Annotated in this window: 16 protein-coding genes; 13 read left to right on the top strand and 3 right to left on the bottom strand. The window is 65.9% G+C overall.

The window, feature by feature from the left end:
- The first annotated feature begins 49 nt into the window (after positions 1-49).
- From SD196_RS25185 to hutG, 5 genes are read left to right on the top strand one after another with little or no spacing between them, the layout of a single operon-like run.
- Positions 50-904, top strand: coding sequence for an ABC transporter permease (locus tag SD196_RS25185; RefSeq protein ID WP_275609033.1), 855 nt, complete (start codon positions 50-52; stop codon positions 902-904).
- Complete coding sequence (locus tag SD196_RS25180) at positions 901-1,716, top strand: quaternary amine ABC transporter ATP-binding protein (RefSeq protein WP_275609032.1); 816 nt, start codon at positions 901-903, stop codon at positions 1,714-1,716. Before SD196_RS25185 ends, SD196_RS25180 begins: the two co-directional genes overlap by 4 nt.
- A gap of 49 nt (positions 1,717-1,765) precedes the next feature.
- Positions 1,766-3,298, top strand: coding sequence for a histidine ammonia-lyase (gene hutH / locus SD196_RS25175; protein WP_416310800.1), 1,533 nt, complete (start codon positions 1,766-1,768; stop codon positions 3,296-3,298).
- Positions 3,295-4,500: an imidazolonepropionase gene (hutI, locus tag SD196_RS25170; protein WP_416310799.1), complete on the top strand. Its 1,206-nt coding sequence runs from the start codon at positions 3,295-3,297 to the stop codon at positions 4,498-4,500. The genes hutH and hutI overlap by 4 nt, the downstream gene beginning before the upstream one ends.
- Complete coding sequence (gene hutG / locus SD196_RS25165) at positions 4,493-5,296, top strand: N-formylglutamate deformylase (protein ID WP_416310798.1); 804 nt, start codon at positions 4,493-4,495, stop codon at positions 5,294-5,296. The genes hutI and hutG overlap by 8 nt, the downstream gene beginning before the upstream one ends.
- Before the next feature lie 98 nt (positions 5,297-5,394).
- On the opposite strand, the gene SD196_RS25160 is transcribed toward hutG, so the two are convergent.
- Positions 5,395-6,306 (bottom strand): LysR family transcriptional regulator, encoded by a 912-nt coding sequence (locus tag SD196_RS25160; protein WP_275609028.1) that lies wholly within the window; start codon positions 6,304-6,306, stop codon positions 5,395-5,397.
- A 132-nt stretch (positions 6,307-6,438) separates the two neighbouring features.
- Here SD196_RS25160 and SD196_RS25155 point away from each other — a divergent pair, with 132 nt between their 5' ends.
- The 3 genes from SD196_RS25155 to SD196_RS25145 are packed head-to-tail and all read left to right on the top strand — an operon-like array spanning position 6,439 to position 8,996.
- Positions 6,439-7,683: a D-amino acid dehydrogenase gene (locus SD196_RS25155; protein ID WP_275609027.1), complete on the top strand. Its 1,245-nt coding sequence runs from the start codon at positions 6,439-6,441 to the stop codon at positions 7,681-7,683.
- 23 nt (positions 7,684-7,706) lie between these two features.
- The gene (locus tag SD196_RS25150) at positions 7,707-8,057 is read left to right on the top strand and encodes a RidA family protein (RefSeq protein WP_275609026.1); all 351 of its coding nucleotides are present in this window, start codon (positions 7,707-7,709) and stop codon (positions 8,055-8,057) included.
- Between the two features lie 39 nt (positions 8,058-8,096).
- A complete protein-coding gene (locus SD196_RS25145; RefSeq protein WP_370600200.1) occupies positions 8,097-8,996 on the top strand; it encodes a transporter substrate-binding domain-containing protein in 900 nt (299 codons plus the stop codon).
- A gap of 6 nt (positions 8,997-9,002) precedes the next feature.
- Here SD196_RS25145 and SD196_RS25140 read toward each other — a convergent pair whose 3' ends face one another.
- On the bottom strand, positions 9,003-9,479 hold the full coding sequence (locus SD196_RS25140; protein ID WP_275609025.1) for an NUDIX domain-containing protein: 477 nt from the start codon (positions 9,477-9,479) through the stop codon (positions 9,003-9,005).
- Positions 9,476-9,904 carry a hypothetical protein gene (locus tag SD196_RS25135; RefSeq protein ID WP_331317933.1) on the bottom strand — a complete coding sequence of 143 codons (429 nt, stop codon included), beginning with the start codon at positions 9,902-9,904 and terminating at the stop codon, positions 9,476-9,478. The genes SD196_RS25140 and SD196_RS25135 overlap by 4 nt, the downstream gene beginning before the upstream one ends.
- 178 nt (positions 9,905-10,082) lie before the next feature.
- Here SD196_RS25135 and pip point away from each other — a divergent pair, with 178 nt between their 5' ends.
- The 5 genes from pip to SD196_RS25110 all read left to right on the top strand — a co-directional run bounded on the left by pip (position 10,083) and on the right by SD196_RS25110 (position 16,856).
- On the top strand, positions 10,083-11,054 hold the full coding sequence (pip, locus tag SD196_RS25130; protein ID WP_275609023.1) for a prolyl aminopeptidase: 972 nt from the start codon (positions 10,083-10,085) through the stop codon (positions 11,052-11,054).
- Positions 11,051-11,488 (top strand): D-aminoacyl-tRNA deacylase, encoded by a 438-nt coding sequence (gene dtd / locus SD196_RS25125; RefSeq protein ID WP_207882060.1) that lies wholly within the window; start codon positions 11,051-11,053, stop codon positions 11,486-11,488. Before pip ends, dtd begins: the two co-directional genes overlap by 4 nt.
- A 201-nt stretch (positions 11,489-11,689) precedes the next feature.
- A complete protein-coding gene (locus SD196_RS25120; protein WP_370600199.1) occupies positions 11,690-13,252 on the top strand; it encodes a glucan biosynthesis protein G in 1,563 nt (520 codons plus the stop codon).
- On the top strand, positions 13,245-15,821 hold the full coding sequence (gene mdoH, locus SD196_RS25115; protein ID WP_275609022.1) for a glucans biosynthesis glucosyltransferase MdoH: 2,577 nt from the start codon (positions 13,245-13,247) through the stop codon (positions 15,819-15,821). The genes SD196_RS25120 and mdoH overlap by 8 nt, the downstream gene beginning before the upstream one ends.
- A gap of 237 nt (positions 15,822-16,058) precedes the next feature.
- On the top strand, positions 16,059-16,856 hold the full coding sequence (locus SD196_RS25110; protein WP_207882066.1) for a transporter substrate-binding domain-containing protein: 798 nt from the start codon (positions 16,059-16,061) through the stop codon (positions 16,854-16,856).
- Positions 16,857-16,879: the final 23 nt, after the last annotated feature.

Here is a 16,879-nt window from a genome sequence, read left to right as displayed (position 1 = left end):
GGCCGCTAGCACGGTCCCCGGTGATGCCCACTCCTGACGAGTACGTGCCATGTTCCCCGAACGCTTCACCTTCTCCATCGCCGACTGGGTCAACGGTTGGGTCGATGCCCTGGTCACCAATTACGGTGACGTGTTTCGCCACATCTCCGATACCCTGCTTTGGGCCATCGTCAACCTGGAAGGCGTGCTGCGGGCCACTCCCTGGTGGCTGATGCTGGCCATCGTCGCCGGCATCGCCTGGCACGCCACCCGGCGCATCCTGCCGACCGTCGTGATCGTCGGACTGCTGTTCCTGGTGGGCGCCGTGGGTCTGTGGGACAAGCTGATGCAGACCCTTGCGCTGATGATGGTCGCGACGATCATCTCGGTGCTGATCGGCATCCCGCTGGGCATCGTTGCCGCGCGTAGCGATCGCTTTCGCGCCGTGCTGCTGCCGCTCCTGGACATCATGCAGACCATGCCCAGCTTCGTGTACCTGATCCCGGTGCTGATGCTGTTCGGCCTGGGCAAGGTACCGGCGATCTTCGCCACCGTGATCTACGCCGCACCGCCGCTGATCCGCCTGACCGACCTGGGCATCCGCCAGGTCGACCGCGAAGTGATGGAAGCCATCACCGCCTTCGGCGCCAACCGCCGCCAGCAACTGTTCGGTGTGCAGCTGCCGCTGGCGCTGCCGAGCATCATGGCCGGCATCAACCAGACCACCATGATGGCCCTGTCGATGGTGGTCATCGCCTCGATGATCGGTGCCCGCGGCCTGGGCGAGGACGTGCTGGTAGGCATCCAGACCCTCAACGTCGGCAAGGGCCTGGAAGCGGGTCTGGCCATCGTCATCCTCGCCGTGGTCATCGACCGCATCACCCAGGCTTACGGCCGCTCGCGCCACCATGAGGCCAGCAAATGAGCAAGATCCAGGTCAAGAACGTCTACAAGATCTTCGGCGCCAAGGCCGACGCTGCGCTGGGGATGATCCGCCAGGGCAAGAGCAAGGCCGAGGTGCTGGCCGCCACCGATTGCGTGGTTGGCGTCAACGATCTCTCGCTGTCCATCGAGGCCGGGGAAATCTTCGTCATCATGGGCCTGTCCGGTTCCGGCAAGTCGACCCTGGTGCGCCACTTCAACCGCCTGATCGACCCCACCAGCGGGCAGATCCTGGTGGACGGCGAAGATATCCTCACCTACGACGCCGCCGCCCTGGAGAACTTCCGTCGGCGCAAGATCAGCATGGTGTTCCAGAGCTTCGGCCTGCTGCCGCACAAGAGCGTGCTCGACAACGTCGCCTACGGCCTGAAGATCCGCGGCGAAAGCAAGGCGCTGTGCCAGGAGCGTGCGCTGCACTGGATCGCCACCGTGGGCCTGAAGGGCTACGAGAAGTCCTACCCGCACCAGCTCTCCGGCGGCATGCGGCAAAGGGTTGGCCTGGCCCGCGCACTGGCCGCCGACACCGACATCATCCTCATGGACGAAGCCTTCAGCGCCCTCGACCCGCTGATCCGCGCCGACATGCAGGACCAACTGCTGGAGCTGCAGAAGACCTTGCACAAGACCATCGTCTTCATCACCCACGATCTCGATGAAGCCGTGCGCATCGGCAACCGCATCGCCATCCTCAAGGACGGCCAGCTGATCCAGGTCGGCGCGCCGACCGACATCCTGCACAAGCCCGCCGACGAGTACGTCGACCGCTTCGTCCAGCGCCGCGTCGCGGCGATCTAACGCCATTTACCGGCGGGGAAGGGGGCTTCCCCGCCTACAGGAGTTCCGCATGTCGTCCTCTTCCACCATCACCTTCGGCAACGGCCCGTTGCGCTGGCAGGACCTGGTCGCGGTGGCGCGCCACGGCGCGCGCCTGCAACTGTCGACGGCGGCCTGGGCGCGCATCGACAACGCCCACGGCATCGTCGAACGCATCGTCAGCCGGGGTGAGCGGGCCTATGGCATCAGCACTGGGCTGGGCGCGCTGTGCAACGTGGTGCTGCAGGGCGAGCAACTGGCGCAACTGTCGCGCAACACCTTGCTCAGCCATGCCTGCGGCGTGGGCGAGCCGCTGAAGGACGAGCAGACCCGCGCGATCATCGCTGCCGCGATCGGCAACTACAGCCACGGCAAGTCCGGCCTGCACCGCCGCGTGGTGGAAGCCCTGCTGGCGCTGCTCAACCACGGCATCACCCCACGCGTGCCATCCCAGGGCTCGGTGGGTTACCTGACCCACATGGCCCACGTTGGCGTGGCGCTGCTGGGTATCGGGGACGTGAGCTATCGCGGCGAAGTCGTTCCCGCGGCCCGCGCCCTGGCTGCTGAAGGCCTGGAGCCGGTGCAACTGGGCGCCAAGGACGGGCTCTGCCTGGTCAACGGCACGCCGTGCATGACCGGCCTGAGCTGCCTCGCCCTGGACGACGCGACGCGCCTGAGCCAGTGGGCCGACGTCATCGGCGCCATGAGCTTCGAAGCCCTGCGCGGGCAGATCGACGCCTTCGACGCCGAGATCATCGCGCTCAAGCCGCACCCGGGCATGCAGAAGGTCGGCGCCAACCTGCGCGCGCTGCTCGAAGGCAGCGAAGTGATCGCCGCCAGCAAGGGCATCCGCACCCAGGACGCCCTGAGCATTCGCTCCATGCCGCAGATCCATGGCGCCTGCCGCGACCAGTTGGAGCACGCGGCGAAGCAGATCGAGACCGAGCTCAATTCCGCCACCGACAACCCGCTGGTGCTGGGCACGCCGGACGACTACCGCGTGGTGTCCCAGGCCAACCCCCACGGCGAATCCGTGGCCATGGCCGCCGACCTGCTGGCGATTGCGGTGGCCGAGCTGGGCGGCGTTGCCGAGCGCCGCCTGGACCGCCTGATCAACCCGCTGGTCAGCGGTCTGCCGGCCTTCCTGGTCAGCCAGCCGGGCGTCAACTCGGGAATGATGATCGTGCAGTACGTCGCCGCCTCCCTGGCCGGCGAGAACCGCCAGCTGGCGCAACCGGCGGTGGTCGACAACTACGTCACGTCCGGCCTGCAGGAAGACCACCTGAGCTTGGGCACCAGCGCTGCGCTCAAACTGGGCCGGGCCATCGACAATACCCGACGTATCCTTGCCATCGAATACCTGCTGGCCGCCCAGGCCTTCGAATTCCTCAAGCCGCAGCGCTTCGGCGCCGGCACTGACTGCGCCTGGAGCCTGCTGCGCGAACAGGTACCGGCCTACGACAGCGACCGCTGGCTGGCGCCGGACATCGACCGCGCCACCGCGCTGCTGGCCGACCCGGCGGCGCTGCAAGGCGTCGGCGCGAGCATCGGGAGACTGCAATGAAACACCTCTGGCACCACTGTCACGCGGCGACCATGAAGGGCGGTCGCTACGCCATCATCGAGGACGCTGCGATCATCACCGAAGGTGATCGCATCGCCTGGATCGGCCCGCGCGCCGAACTGCCCGAGCGACCCGCACAGAGCACCGACCTGGGCGGCGCCTGGGTCACGCCTGGCCTCATCGACTGCCATACCCACCTGGTGTTCGGTGGTGATCGCAGCGGCGAATTCGAGCAGCGCCTGAATGGCGTCAGCTACGCCGAGATCGCCGCCGCCGGTGGCGGTATCGCCAGTACCGTACGCGCCACCCGCGAGGCCAGCGAGGACGAGCTGCTGGCCAGCGCCATCAAGCGCGCCCGCCCACTGCTGGCCGATGGCGTGACCGTGCTGGAAGTGAAATCCGGCTACGGCCTGGATCTGGAAAGCGAGCGCCGCATGCTGCGCGTGGCCCGCCGGCTGGAGCAGGAACTGCCGGTGACCGTGCGCACCACCTGCCTGTCGGCCCATGCGCTACCCCCGGAATACGCCGGCCGCGCCGATGAGTACATCGACCGTATCTGCACCCACATCCTCCCGGTACTGGCCGAGGAAGGGCTGGTGGACGCGGTGGACGCCTTCTGCGAACACCTGGCGTTCTCCCCGGCGCAGGTCGAGCGCGTGTTCCAGGCCGCCCAGCGCCTGGGCCTGCCGGTGAAACTGCACGCCGAGCAGCTGTCGTCGCTGCATGGCTCCAGCCTGGCCGCGCGCTACGGCGCGTTGTCCGCCGACCACCTCGAATTCATGGACGAAAGCGACGCCATCGCCATGGCTGAGGCGGGCACCGTCGCCGTGCTGCTGCCGGGCGCCTTCTTCGTCCTGCGTGAAACCCGGTTGCCGCCGATGGACGCCCTGCGCAAGCACGGCGTGAACATCGCCATCGCCAGCGACCTCAACCCCGGCACCTCGCCGGCGCTGTCCCTGCGCCTGATGCTGAACATGGCCTGCACCGCCTTCCGCCTGACGCCGGAAGAAGCGCTGGCCGGCGTCACCCTCAACGCCGCGCGGGCGCTGGGCATGGCCGACAGCCACGGCAGCCTGGAAGCGGGCAAGGTCGCCGACTTCATCGCCTGGGACATCCAGCGTCCCGCCGAACTGGCCTACTGGCTCGGCGGCGACCTGCCCAAGCGCGTCATTCGTCATGGAGAAGAGGTTACCCATGGATAACGTTCTCGAATTCAAGCGCGGCCGCGTGCCGTTGCTGATCAGCATGCCGCACCCCGGCACCCGCCTGACCCCGGCGGTGGAAGCCGGCCTGGTCGACGAAGCCCGCGAACTGGCCGATACCGACTGGCACATTCCCAGGCTCTACGCCTTCGCCGAAGAGCTGGGCGCCAGCACCCTGGCCGCCGGCTACTCGCGCTACGTCGTCGACCTCAACCGCCCGGCCGACGACAAGCCGCTGTACAGCACCGCCACCACCGGCCTGTACCCGGACACCCTGTTCGATGGCCGCCCGTTGTTCAAGGACGGCCAGGTCCCGTCCGCCGAGGAGCGCGCGCGTTACCTGGCCGAAGTCTGGACCCCTTATCACCAGACCCTGGCCGACGAGCTGGCGCGCCTGAAGGCCGAATTCGGCTACGCGCTGCTGTGGGATGCCCACTCGATCGCCTCGGTGATCCCCCACCTGTTCGACGGCAAGCTGCCGGACTTCAACATCGGCACCAACAGCGGCGCCAGCTGTGACGCGGAGCTGGCCGAGCGACTGGTAGCGGTCTGCGCCGACGCGCCTGCCTATCTCCACATCCTCAACGGCCGCTTCAAGGGCGGGCATATCACCCGCCACTATGGCCAGCCGCAGGACAACGTGCACGCGGTGCAGTTGGAGCTCGCGCAGTGCAACTACATGGATGAGCAGGCGCCCTTCGGCTACCGCGAAGACCTCGCCGCGCCCACCGCCCAGGTGCTCCGGCGCATGCTGGAAACCTTCATCGCCTGGGGTCGCGAACGCTACGGGCGCTGAGTTTACGCAGCTTCCTGCCGCGCCCGGGGGTTGTCGGCGCGGCGCCGCTGGACCACGCATCCCGGCGGCGTTTCCCCGGGGCGGCAGGGGGCTGTCTTTTATTCGAAGCGGTGCTGCGCCAGTTGTCCCTCGGCATGCCGCACCAGCATCTCCAGGAGCAGCGCCTGGGTGTGTGGTGGCGTTTCGTCGGCGCGCGTAAGGGCATAGAGGGTCACCTTCACGGTGGGCGACAAGGTGCGTTGCACCGTCAGGCGCTCGTCCGCGCCCAGCGCAGTGAAGGGATCGACCAGCGCCAATCCCGTCCCGGCTTCCACCAGCGTGCGCGCCAGTGCGTAGGTCTGCACCGCGATACGCACACGCGGCGGCGGTTCGATATTCGCCAGGTGGCCTTCCAGGCGGGCGGACAGCGGATCGGAAGTGGACAGCCCGATCATCGGTTCGCCCGCCAGTTCGCCCAGTGTCAGGGGTTTGCCCAGGCGTTCCTCAGGCCAGTGCCCGCTCGGCGCCAAGGCCACCAGCGGGCCGCTGGCGATGGGCTGCGAGCGCAGGCCGGGGTGGTCGGTCTGCTGCAGGGTCAGGGCGAGGTCGAGCTCGCGCATCAGCAGGTTCTGGATCAGCTCGCGGGAATGTTGGGTGGCCAGCTCGCAACTGCTTTGCGGATAGCGGTCGGTCCATTCGCGGATCACCGGCGGCAGTAGCGACAGCGCCATGGCCGGCGTGGCGCCCACGCGCAGGCGGTTCTCCGGCTGGCCGCGCAGGCTCTGCGCCAGACGGCGCACGCCCTGCAGGCTTTCGCTGACCTTGGCCACTTCGCGCTCCAGTTCCAGCGCCTCGGGCGTTGCCTGCAGTTTTCCGCGTACGCGCAGGAACAGCGGGAAGCCCAGTTGCTGCTCGGCGTGCTGCAGCACCTTGGTCACCGCCGGTTGGGAAACGTGCAGCAACTGCGCGGCGCCGCTGACCGAGCCGGTCTCGCGGATGGCCTGGAACACTTCGATATGGCGCAGGCGCATGGGTCTCCCCCTTGTATGAATAACGAACGTGTATAACGCAAGGTTATGGGTTGCCCATCTTTATTCATTGTTCGCCGCCTGTCATCCGGCCCTAAGGTCGAGGCCTGGAATCTCTCGGGTGGTGGGGCGGAAATGGCACAGCGGGTTTGCATCATCGGCGCGGGCGTGGTCGGACTGGCCACCGCCCAGGCGCTGGTCCTCGAAGGATTCGACGTCACCGTGCTGGAGGCGCGCGATGCGGCCGGGCTGGAAACCAGCTTCGCCAACGGTGGCCAGTTGTCCTACCGCTATGTGGCGCCGCTGGCCGATGCCGGCGTACCGCAGCAGGCGCTGGGTTGGCTGCTGCGCGGGGACTCGCCGCTGCGCCTGCGCCCGCGCCTGGACCCGGCGCAGTGGCGCTGGCTGATGGAGTTCACGGCGGCCTGCCGGCGTTCGGTGAACCAGGCCAACGCCAAGCATCTGCTGCGCCTGGCGCTGTTCAGCCAGGCGACGCTGGCGCAGTGGCGAGAAATCGGTCTGGACGGCTTCGATTGGCGGCGTAACGGCAAGCTGGTGGCCTTTCGCGACGCAGGCAGCTTCCGCAGCGCTCGGCAGAACCTGTCCGATCCCTCCGCGCAGTTCGTGCTCTCGGCGCAGCAGTGCCGTGAGTTGGACCCGGCACTGGAGCGTGCGCCCTTTGTGGGTGGCATCCACACGCCGGACGAGGAGGTCGCCGATTGCTTCCTGTTCTGCCAGCGGCTGGCCGAGCGGCTTCAGGCGTCCGGGCGTTGCCGTCTGCTCTACGCCCACCCGGCTTCGCGGCTGCTCCTGCGTAATGGTGCCGTGGCGGGTGTCGAGGCGGGCGGGGAGAGCTTCGAGGCCGATCACGTCGTGCTCGCCGCCGGCTATCGCAGCGCGGCCCTGCTGCCGGGCGGGCCGCGCCTGCCGCTCTATCCGCTCAAGGGCTACAGCCTGACCGCGCCGATCCGCGCCGGCGACCGCGCGCCCGACGTGAGCCTCACCGATTACGACCGCAAGGTGGTCTATGCACGTATCGGCGATCGCCTGCGCATTGCCGCCATGGTCGATATCGTCGGCTTCGATCCGCGCCTGGAGCCCAAGCGGCTGGCGCTGATCCGCCAGCAGGCGGTGGATACCCTGCCCGACGCCTGCGACTACGGCGCCGCCATCGAATGGGCCGGCATGCGCCCGGCGACGCCCACGGGTGTGCCACTGGTGGGCGCCTGCGGGCCGCGCGGGCTTTGGCTGAATATTGGCCACGGTGCGCTCGGCTTCACCCTGGCCTGCGGCAGCGCGCAGCTCATCGCCGCACAAATCGCCGGGCGCCGCCCCGGCATCGATACCCAGGGCCTGACGCCCCAGCGTCTGGCCAGCTGATTTCGCGAATCTGGAGATTGACCATGCAACTTACCCGCATCGCCACCAACGACCGCCTCTCCGGCGCTATGGTCTTCGGCTCGCTGGTGTTCCTCTCCGGGCAGGTGCCTGCCCAAGCCACCGATATCCGGGGGCAAACCGAGGAAGTGCTGGCGAAGATCGACGCGCTGCTGGCCGAGGCCGGCACCGACAAGGCGAATATTCTCAGCGCGACCATCTACCTCAAGGACATCACGACCGACTTCGAGGCCATGAACGGCGTGTGGTCGGACTGGCTGCCAGCCGGTTGCGCACCGACCCGCACCACGGTGCAGGCCTTGCTGGCGCGGCCGCAGGTTCTGGTGGAAATCACGGTGATCGCCGCCAGGCCCTGAACCTCAACCTGACTCACAACAACAAGAAGGATCAAACCCATGAAACGATTTGCACTGGGAATGCTGGCGGCGTCCAGCCTGGTCTGCGCGCTGGCGCAGGCCGACGAGGTACTGGACGGCACGCTGAAGAAAGTCGCTGAGCGCGGCACGATAACCCTGGGTTATCGCGATGCCTCGGTGCCGTTCTCCTACCTGGGCGACAACAGTGGCCAGCCCATGGGCTACTCGGTGGACCTGGCCGGCAAGGTGGTCGAGCGCCTGAAGCAGAAGCTGGACAAACCGGACCTGAAGGTGAAGTACAACCTGGTGACCTCGCAGACGCGCATCCCGCTGGTGCAGAACGGCACCGTGGACCTGGAATGCGGCTCCACCGGCGTCACCGCGGAGCGCATGAAGCAGGTCGCCTTCTCCTACGGCTTCATCTATGTGAAGGGCCAGTTGCTGACCGCCAAGGACAGCGGCATCCACGACTTTGCCGACCTCAAGGGCAAGAACGTGGTAACCACCGCCGGCACCACCAACGAGCGCTACCTCAAGGCCTACAACGCCGAACACAACCTGGGCATGAACGTGGTCAGCGCCAAGGACCACGGCGAAGCCTTCCTCATGCTGCAGTCCGGCCGTGCGGTGGCCTTCTATATGGATGACGCCTTGCTCTACGGCGAGAAGGCCAAGGCCCGTGACCCGCACCAGTGGGTGGTGGTGGGTGAGCCGCAATCGCGGGAAATCTATGCCTGCATGGTGCGCAAGGACGATCCGCAGTTCCTCGCCCTGGTCAACCAGACGCTGGCCGATCTTTACGCCTCCGGCGAGATCAAGGGCATCTATCAGCGTTGGTTCGAGCAGCCGATCCCGCCGAAGAACCTCAACCTGGAATTCCCCATGACTGCCGAACTCCAGGCGATCATCGCCAAGCCGACCAGCGAGCCCGTGCAGTAACCCTGGTCAGCGTTGCAGGCCGAGGTGGCGGATCATCGGCTGCGCCTCGGCCAGGCGTTCCCAGACGTCGTCGAGCAATTCGGCGGGGTAGAAGGAGGGCAGGTGCGGCAGCTGCCCTCGCGGCACCCAGGCGACTTCGCGGATATCGAACTCGTCGCCACCCAGACCGTGCAGGTTGTCCAGGCTGACCCGGCCGTCCCAGGCATCGACGCGGTAGAACAGCTCCATGTGGAAGCGCCCGGCCACCGGTTCGGCGAACTCGCGCACGTACACCAGCGGGCCAACCTCCACCGCCAGCCCGGTTTCCTCCCGGCACTCGCGGCGCACCGTGTCGCGGGTGGATTCGTCCTTGTCCGACTCGAAGCCGCCGCCCGGTGGGATCCAGTACACGTCCCCGGCCACCTCGTGGCGCACCAGCAGGATGTGTTCGTCGCGCACCAGCAGGCCGGCGGCGCGAATGCGGTGTTGCAGGGGAGAAGTCATTGCCAGTCGAGCCTCGCCAGTTTCCAGTCGGAGCCTTCGCGCCACCATTCCAGTTTCACACTGTAGTGCGCGGCGCTGTCGGGGATCAGGTTCTCGGCGCCGGTGAGGGCGACCTGGGCCTGGGTGTGGCCGCGGCTGGAGTAGGTCGGGTCGAGCTGGCTGTCGCTGGAGAGGACGATCACCTTTACCTGCTGGTGGCGCAGGAACATCAGCGTCATGGTGCGCCGCGCCCAGTCGCGGTCGAACTCGCCGTTGGCGCGGAAGTCGGCATGCAGCTGATCCATCACCGCCCCGCTATTCTTGGCTTCCAGGTTGTCCTGCAATTGCTTGACGGCGGCGTCGAGTTGCACCCGTGGGTCGTCGTGACCGCAACCGGTCAACGCCACCAGCAGCAATATCAGAGAAAGAAACAACTTCCGTGGCATGGCGCACTAACTCCCTTATGGGTTTTTCGCTGGCCCGAGTATCATGCCCGACACCGTGGACGCCGAAGACCTTTGATAGAGATCGCGCTACGGCAATGCGACTTTCGACAAGTCGGTGCAGGCCCTAGGATGGTTAATGGCCCGGGAGCGACCGTATGCACTGATCCAGGAGCGAGCCATGCAATCTTTGTATCCGGAAATCAAGCCTTACGCCCGCCATGAACTGGCCGTCGAGGAGCCGCACGTCCTTTATGTAGATGAAAGCGGTATGCCCGATGGATTGCCGGTTCTGTTCATCCATGGCGGCCCGGGCTCCGGGTGTGATGCCATGTCGCGCCGCTTCTTCGATCCCAACATCTACCGCATCGTCACCTTCGACCAGCGTGGCTGCGGTCGCTCCACGCCCTACGCGAGCCTGGAGAACAACACCACCTGGCACCTGGTGCAGGACATCGAGCGCATCCGCGAGCACCTGGGCATCGACAAGTGGGTGCTGTTCGGCGGCTCCTGGGGCTCGACCCTGTCACTGGCCTATGCCCAGAGCCATCCCGAGCGCGTGCTGGCGCTGATCGTGCGCGGCATCTTCCTGTGCCGCCCGCAGGAAATCCACTGGTTCTACCAGGAAGGCGCGAGCCGCCTGTTCCCCGATTACTGGGAGGACTACCTGGCCCCGATCCCGGCGGACGAGCAGGACGACCTGGTGAACGCCTTCCATCGCCGCCTGACCGGCCCCGACCAGATCGCCCAGATGCACGCCGCCCGTGCCTGGTCTACCTGGGAAGGGCGCACCGCCACGCTGCGGCCGAACCCGGCGGTGGTCGATCGTTTCTCCGACCCGCATCGCGCGCTGTCCATCGCCCGCATCGAGAACCACTACTTCGTCAACCGCGGCTTCCTGGAGCCGGACCAGCTGCTGCGCGACATGCACAAGATCGCCCACCTGCCGGGCGTGATCGTCCACGGCCGCTACGACGTGGTCTGTCCGCTGGACAATGCCTGGGCGCTGCACAAGGCCTGGCCCAACAGCGAACTGCAGATCGTCCGCGACGCCGGCCACGCGGCGAGCGAGGCGGGAATCACCGATGCGCTGGTGCGTGCGACCAATGAAATCGGCCGCCGCCTGCTGAACCTCCCGCCGGAGGCTGAATGAAGGGTTTGATCCAGCGGGTGCGTGGCGCCCGCGTCGAAGTCGAGGGTGAAGTGGTCGGTTCCATCGATCACGGCCTGCTGGTCCTGGTGGGCGTCGAGCCGCAGGACAGCGAGGAGTCGGTAAATCGTTTGTTGCACAAGCTGCTTAACTATCGAGTGTTTGGCGACGATGAAGGTAAAATGAACCTTTCGTTGAGCGATGTCGGTGGCGGTTTGTTGCTGGTTTCGCAGTTCACCCTGGCCGCGGACACCCGCAAGGGGCTTCGGCCAAGCTTTTCCAGCGCGGCGCCACCCGAAAGGGGCGCCGCGTTGTTCGATCTACTCGTGGAACAGGCACGAGCCCGTCATCCGCTGGTCGCCACGGGTCGTTTCGGCGCCAACATGCAGGTCCACCTGGTCAATGACGGGCCGGTGACCTTTCTTCTGGAGGCTTGAACGCGCGGCAGCTTGTCATAACGCCGTGGGATGATGGTTAGGGCATATGCATCTAGAACAATGCGTCTCCGGGAGTCGTAAGTACCCGTGGAAAATAACGGGGAATCATTCAGGCTCACCGGGGTCGGAATTCAATCGCCGGCAAATTGGCATCGCCTTTGCTGGCCTTATTAGTTTTGTGTTCACGGACGAGGGGGACTCGTGATTTTCCGTTCCGTTCAACAACCTCTTAGCTTCCTGCGCGTGCTGGTCGGTTCCGCTCTTGTGGCGTTGAGCACCAGCCAGGCGTGGGCTTTCAATCTTGACGACGTGGCCGAGCGCGCCAAGTCGCTGGCGGGCGAAAAGTACAGCGCACCGACCAGCAACCTGCCATCGGAATTCAGCGAAATGAAGTTCGCTGACTACCAGCAGATCCGCTTCCGCAACGAGAAGGCTTACTGGGCTGGCGACAAGACTCCCTTCAAGATCAGCTTCTATCACCAGGGCATGCATTTCGACACGCCGGTGAAGATCAACGAAGTGACCTCCACCAGCGTCAAGGAGATCAAGTACGATCCCTCGCGTTTCGACTTCGGTACGCTGAAATTCGACGCCAATGCCACCAAGGACCTGGGTTACGCCGGCTTCCGCATCCTCTATCCGATCAATTCCCCGGAAAAGCAGGACGAGATCGGCACCTTCCTGGGCGCCAGCTACTTCCGCATCATCGGCAAGGACCAGTGGTGGGGCCTGTCCGCCCGTGGCCTGGCGATGGACACCGCGCTGCCGTCCGGCGAGGAGTTCCCGCGCTTCCGCGAGTTCTGGATCGAGCATCCCAAGCCCACCGACAAGCATCTGGTGATCTTCGCCCTGCTGGATTCGCCGCGTGCCACCGGTGCGTATCGCTTCATCATCCGCCCGGGCAACGACACCGTGGTCGATGTGAAGGCGCGCGTCTTCCTGCGCGACAAGGTGTCCAAACTGGGCCTGGCGCCGCTGACCAGCATGTTCCTGTTCGGCTCCAACCAGCCGTCCGCCGAGCACAACTTCCGTCCGGAGCTGCATGACTCCACCGGCCTGCAGATCCACGCCGGCAACGACGAGTGGATCTGGCGTCCTCTGAACAACCCCAAACACCTGTCCGTCAGCGCCTACAGCGTCGAGAGCCCGAAAGGCTTTGGCCTGCTGCAGCGCGGCCGCGAGTTCTCCCGCTACGAGGACCTGGATGACCGCTACGACCTGCGCCCGTCCGCCTGGGTGGAACCGCAGGGTGACTGGGGCAAGGGCACCGTCGAGCTGGTGGAGATCCCCACTCCGGACGAAACCAACGACAATATCGTCGCCTTCTGGAACCCCGAGAAGCGTCCCGAAGCCGGCGAGCCGCTGGACTTCGCCTACCGCATGCGCTGGACCAGGGACGAAGAGGCGCTGCACGATCCGAAATCCTCCTGGGTCATGCAGACCCTGCGTTCCGTGGGTGACGTGAAGCAGAAGAACCTGATCCGCCAGCCGGACGGCAGCACCGCTCTGGTCGTCGACTTCGTCGGCCCGACCCTGAAGGCGCTGGCCGGTGATGCGCCGGTGAGCACTCAGGTAAGCACGGACGACAATGCCGAGGTCAAGGAGAACAACCTGCGCTACAACCCGGTGACCCAAGGCTGGCGTCTGACCTTGCGGATCAAGGTCAAGGATCCGAAGAAGCCGACGGAAATGCGCGCCGCGCTGGTGAATGGCGGCCAGACCATTTCCGAAACCTGGAGCTACCAGCTGCCTGCCGATGAATAACTCCACCGCTACCACCGCGCCGGTGGCCGACTACCTCGCGCACCTGCCGCTTTCGGCGGCCGAGCGTGAGCGTCTGGCCCGGGCCGGGTCCTTCAGCGAGCTGCACGAGCAGCTCGCTGGCGATGATTCCCAGAGCGACGACGTCGCGCTGGCCTCGGTCGGGGCGCGCCTGCGCCACGGCTACGGCCAGGAGCTGGACGACGCCCGGATGCTGGGTATGGACGACAACGGCCGTACCTACCTCAAGGCCGCGCCGCCGATCCAGCGCACCAAGGTCATCCCCGAACCCTGGCGCACCAACCCGCTGATTCGCGGCTGGCGTCGCCTCACCGGGCGCAGCAACCCGTCCAGACCGGTTCGCGACCTGCCCAAGGCGCGCTGGCAGCGGGTCGGCTCCTGGCGCCGTTTCATCCTGGTGCTGCTGATGCTGGGCCAGACCAGCGTCGCCACCTATTACATGAAGGGCATCCTGCCGTACCAGGGTTGGGCGTTCGTCGATCTGGAAGAGATCAACCGCCAGACCTGGCTGCAGACCCTGGAGCAGGTGCTGCCGTACCTGATCCAGTTCGGCGTGCTGACGCTGTTCGCCATCCTCTTCTGCTGGGTGTCCGCCGGCTTCTGGACCGCCCTGATGGGCTTCTGGGAACTGCTTACCGGCCGTGACCGCTACCGGATTTCCGGCAGCAGCGCCGGCAACGAGCCGATCGCCCCGGAAGCGCGTACCGCGATCGTCATGCCGATCTGCAACGAGGACGTTCCGCGGGTCTTCGCTGGCCTGCGCGCGACCTTCGAGTCGGTGGCCGCCAGCGGCGAGCTGGACCGCTTCGACTTCTTCGTGCTCAGCGACACCAACCAGCCGGACATCGCGGTGGCCGAGGAAAAGGCCTGGATCGAGCTGTGCAACGAGGCCAAGGGCTTCGGTCGCATCTTCTACCGCCGCCGGCGGCGCCGGGTGAAGCGCAAGAGCGGCAACATCGACGACTTCTGCCGTCGCTGGGGCGGCCAGTACAAGTACATGGTCGTCATGGACGCCGACAGCGTGATGAGCGGCGACTGCCTGACCAAGCTGGTGCGCCTGATGGAGGCCAACCCCGAGGCGGGCATCATCCAGACCGCGCCCAAGGCGTCGGGCATGGACACCCTGTATGCGCGCATGCAGCAGTTCGCCACCCGCGTGTACGGCCCGCTGTTCACCGCCGGCCTGCACTTCTGGCAGTTGGGCGAGTCGCACTACTGGGGCCACAACGCGATCATCCGCATGAAGCCCTTCATCGAGCACTGCGCCCTGGCGCCGTTGCCGGGCAAGGGCTCATTCGCCGGTGCGATCCTCTCCCACGACTTCGTCGAAGCCGCGCTGATGCGCCGCGCCGGCTGGGGCGTGTGGATCGCCTACGACCTGGAAGGCAGCTACGAGGAATTGCCGCCCAACCTGCTGGACGAGCTCAAGCGCGACCGCCGCTGGTGCCACGGCAACCTGATGAACTTCCGTCTGTTCCTGGTCAAGGGCATGCACCCGGTGCACCGTGCGGTGTTCCTCACCGGCGTGATGTCCTACCTGTCGGCGCCGCTGTGGTTCTTCTTCCTGGTGCTGTCCACCGCGCTGCTGGCGGTGCACCAGTTGATGGAGCCGCAGTACTTCCTCGAGCCGCGCCAGTTGTTCCCGATCTGGCCGCAGTGGCACCCGGAAAAGGCCATCGCCCTGTTCTCCACCACCCTGACCCTGCTGTTCCTGCCCAAGCTGCTCAGCGTTATGCTGATCTGGGCCAAAGGCGCCAAGGGCTACGGCGGCGTGATCAAGGTGACCCTGAGCATGCTCCTGGAGATGCTCTTCTCCGTGCTGCTCGCCCCGGTACGCATGCTCTTCCACACCCGCTTCGTGCTGGCCGCGTTCCTTGGCTGGGAAGCGCAGTGGAAGTCGCCGCAGCGTGACGACGATGACACCCCGTGGAGCGAGGCGATCCGCCGTCACGGCCTGCAGACCCTGCTGGGCCTGTGCTGGGCGCTGCTGGTGGCCTGGCTCAACCCGCGTTTCCTGTGGTGGCTGTCGCCCATCGTCGGCGCTCTGATGCTGTCGATCCCGGTCTCGGTGATCAGCAGCCGGGTCAAGCTGGGCCTGGCCTCGCGCGATGAAAAGCTGTTCCTCATCCCCGAGGAATACGACACCCCGCGCGAACTGCGTGCTACCGACGAGTACACCTACCAGAACCGCTGGCAGGCGCTGAAGGACGGTTTCGTCCGCGCCGCCGTCGACCCGGTGCTCAACGCCCTGGCCTGCGCCATGGGTACGGCCCGCCACGGCAAGGCCGATTCCATCGAGGCGATGCGCGCCGAGCGCGTTCAGAGGGCGCTGGATGCCAGCCCCGAGCAACTGGACGGCAGCCTGCGCCTGGCGCTGCTGAGCGATCCGGTTGCGCTGTCGCGCCTGCACCTGGCGCTCTGGCAGGGCAACAAGGAACAGTGGATCGGCCAGTGGCAGCAGTCGCTGCGGGCCGATAGTCACGCACCGGCCGTGCCGCTGGCGCCGGTCGCCGAGCAGCCCCCGCTGACGCTGCCCGCTGCGCAGTCCTGACGCTCGCTCGCCCTCGTCCCGCTGCGGACGAGGGCGGCCGGCGAGTTTCCCTGTTTTCCCCGTGCGGCGCTGCTGGTACCCTGCGCCAGCTATCCAGAAAAGATTGAGATATCAGGCGCATGGGGTAGGCTTCGCACCCTTCCGATGCACAGTGCGCTGTATTGCCCGCCGTCATGGATGCGCGATTCGATTTCTGGAACAACAAGAAGACCTTTCTATTTGCTTGGGAGTTTGGGGATGAAAAAGTACCTGGCATCGCTGGTCATGGGCGTTTGCGCCCTGGTGGGCGTGGCCTCGGCGCAGGCTGGCGCCATCGATGAAGCGGCCAAGCGCGGCACCCTGCGCGTGGGCATGGACCCGACCTACATGCCGTTCGAGATGACCAACAAGCGCGGTCAGATCGTCGGCTTCGAAGTGGACCTGCTCAAGGCCATGGCCAAGGCCATGAACGTCAAGCTGGAACTGGTTTCCACCAGCTACGACGGCATCATCCCGGCCCTGCTGACCGACAAGTTCGACATGATCGGCTCGGGCATGACCCTGACCCAGGAACGCAACCTGCGCCTGAACTTCTCCGATCCCTTCATCGTGGTTGGCCAGACCCTGCTGATCCGCAAGGACCTGGAAGGCACCATCAAGTCCTACAAGGACCTGAACGATGCGAAGTACCGCATCACCTCCAAGATCGGCACCACCGGTGAGTTCGTCGCCAAGAAGCAGCTCTCCAAGGCCCAGTACCACGGCTTCGACAACGAGCCCGAAGCGGTCATGGACGTGGTCAACGGCAAGGCCGACGCCTTCATCTACGATTCGCCCTACAACGTCGTGGCCGTCAACAAGTTCGGCGCCGGCAAGCTGGTCTTCCTGGACCAGCCGTTCACCTACGAGCCGCTGGCTTTCGGCCTGAAGAAGGGCGATTACGACTCGATCAACTTCATCAACAACTTCCTCAAGCAGATCCACGAAGACGGCACCTACGATCGTCTGCATGACAAGTGGTTCAAGAGCACCGACTGGCTGAAGGACATGGAGTAATCCGCGTCTGACGCTGGTTCACC

The organism is Pseudomonas macauensis, assembly GCF_047902425.1.
In the GTDB taxonomy this organism is placed as follows: domain Bacteria; phylum Pseudomonadota; class Gammaproteobacteria; order Pseudomonadales; family Pseudomonadaceae; genus Pseudomonas.
Note: the sequence above shows the minus strand (reverse complement) of the source record. Positions and strands in the feature narration are given on the sequence as shown.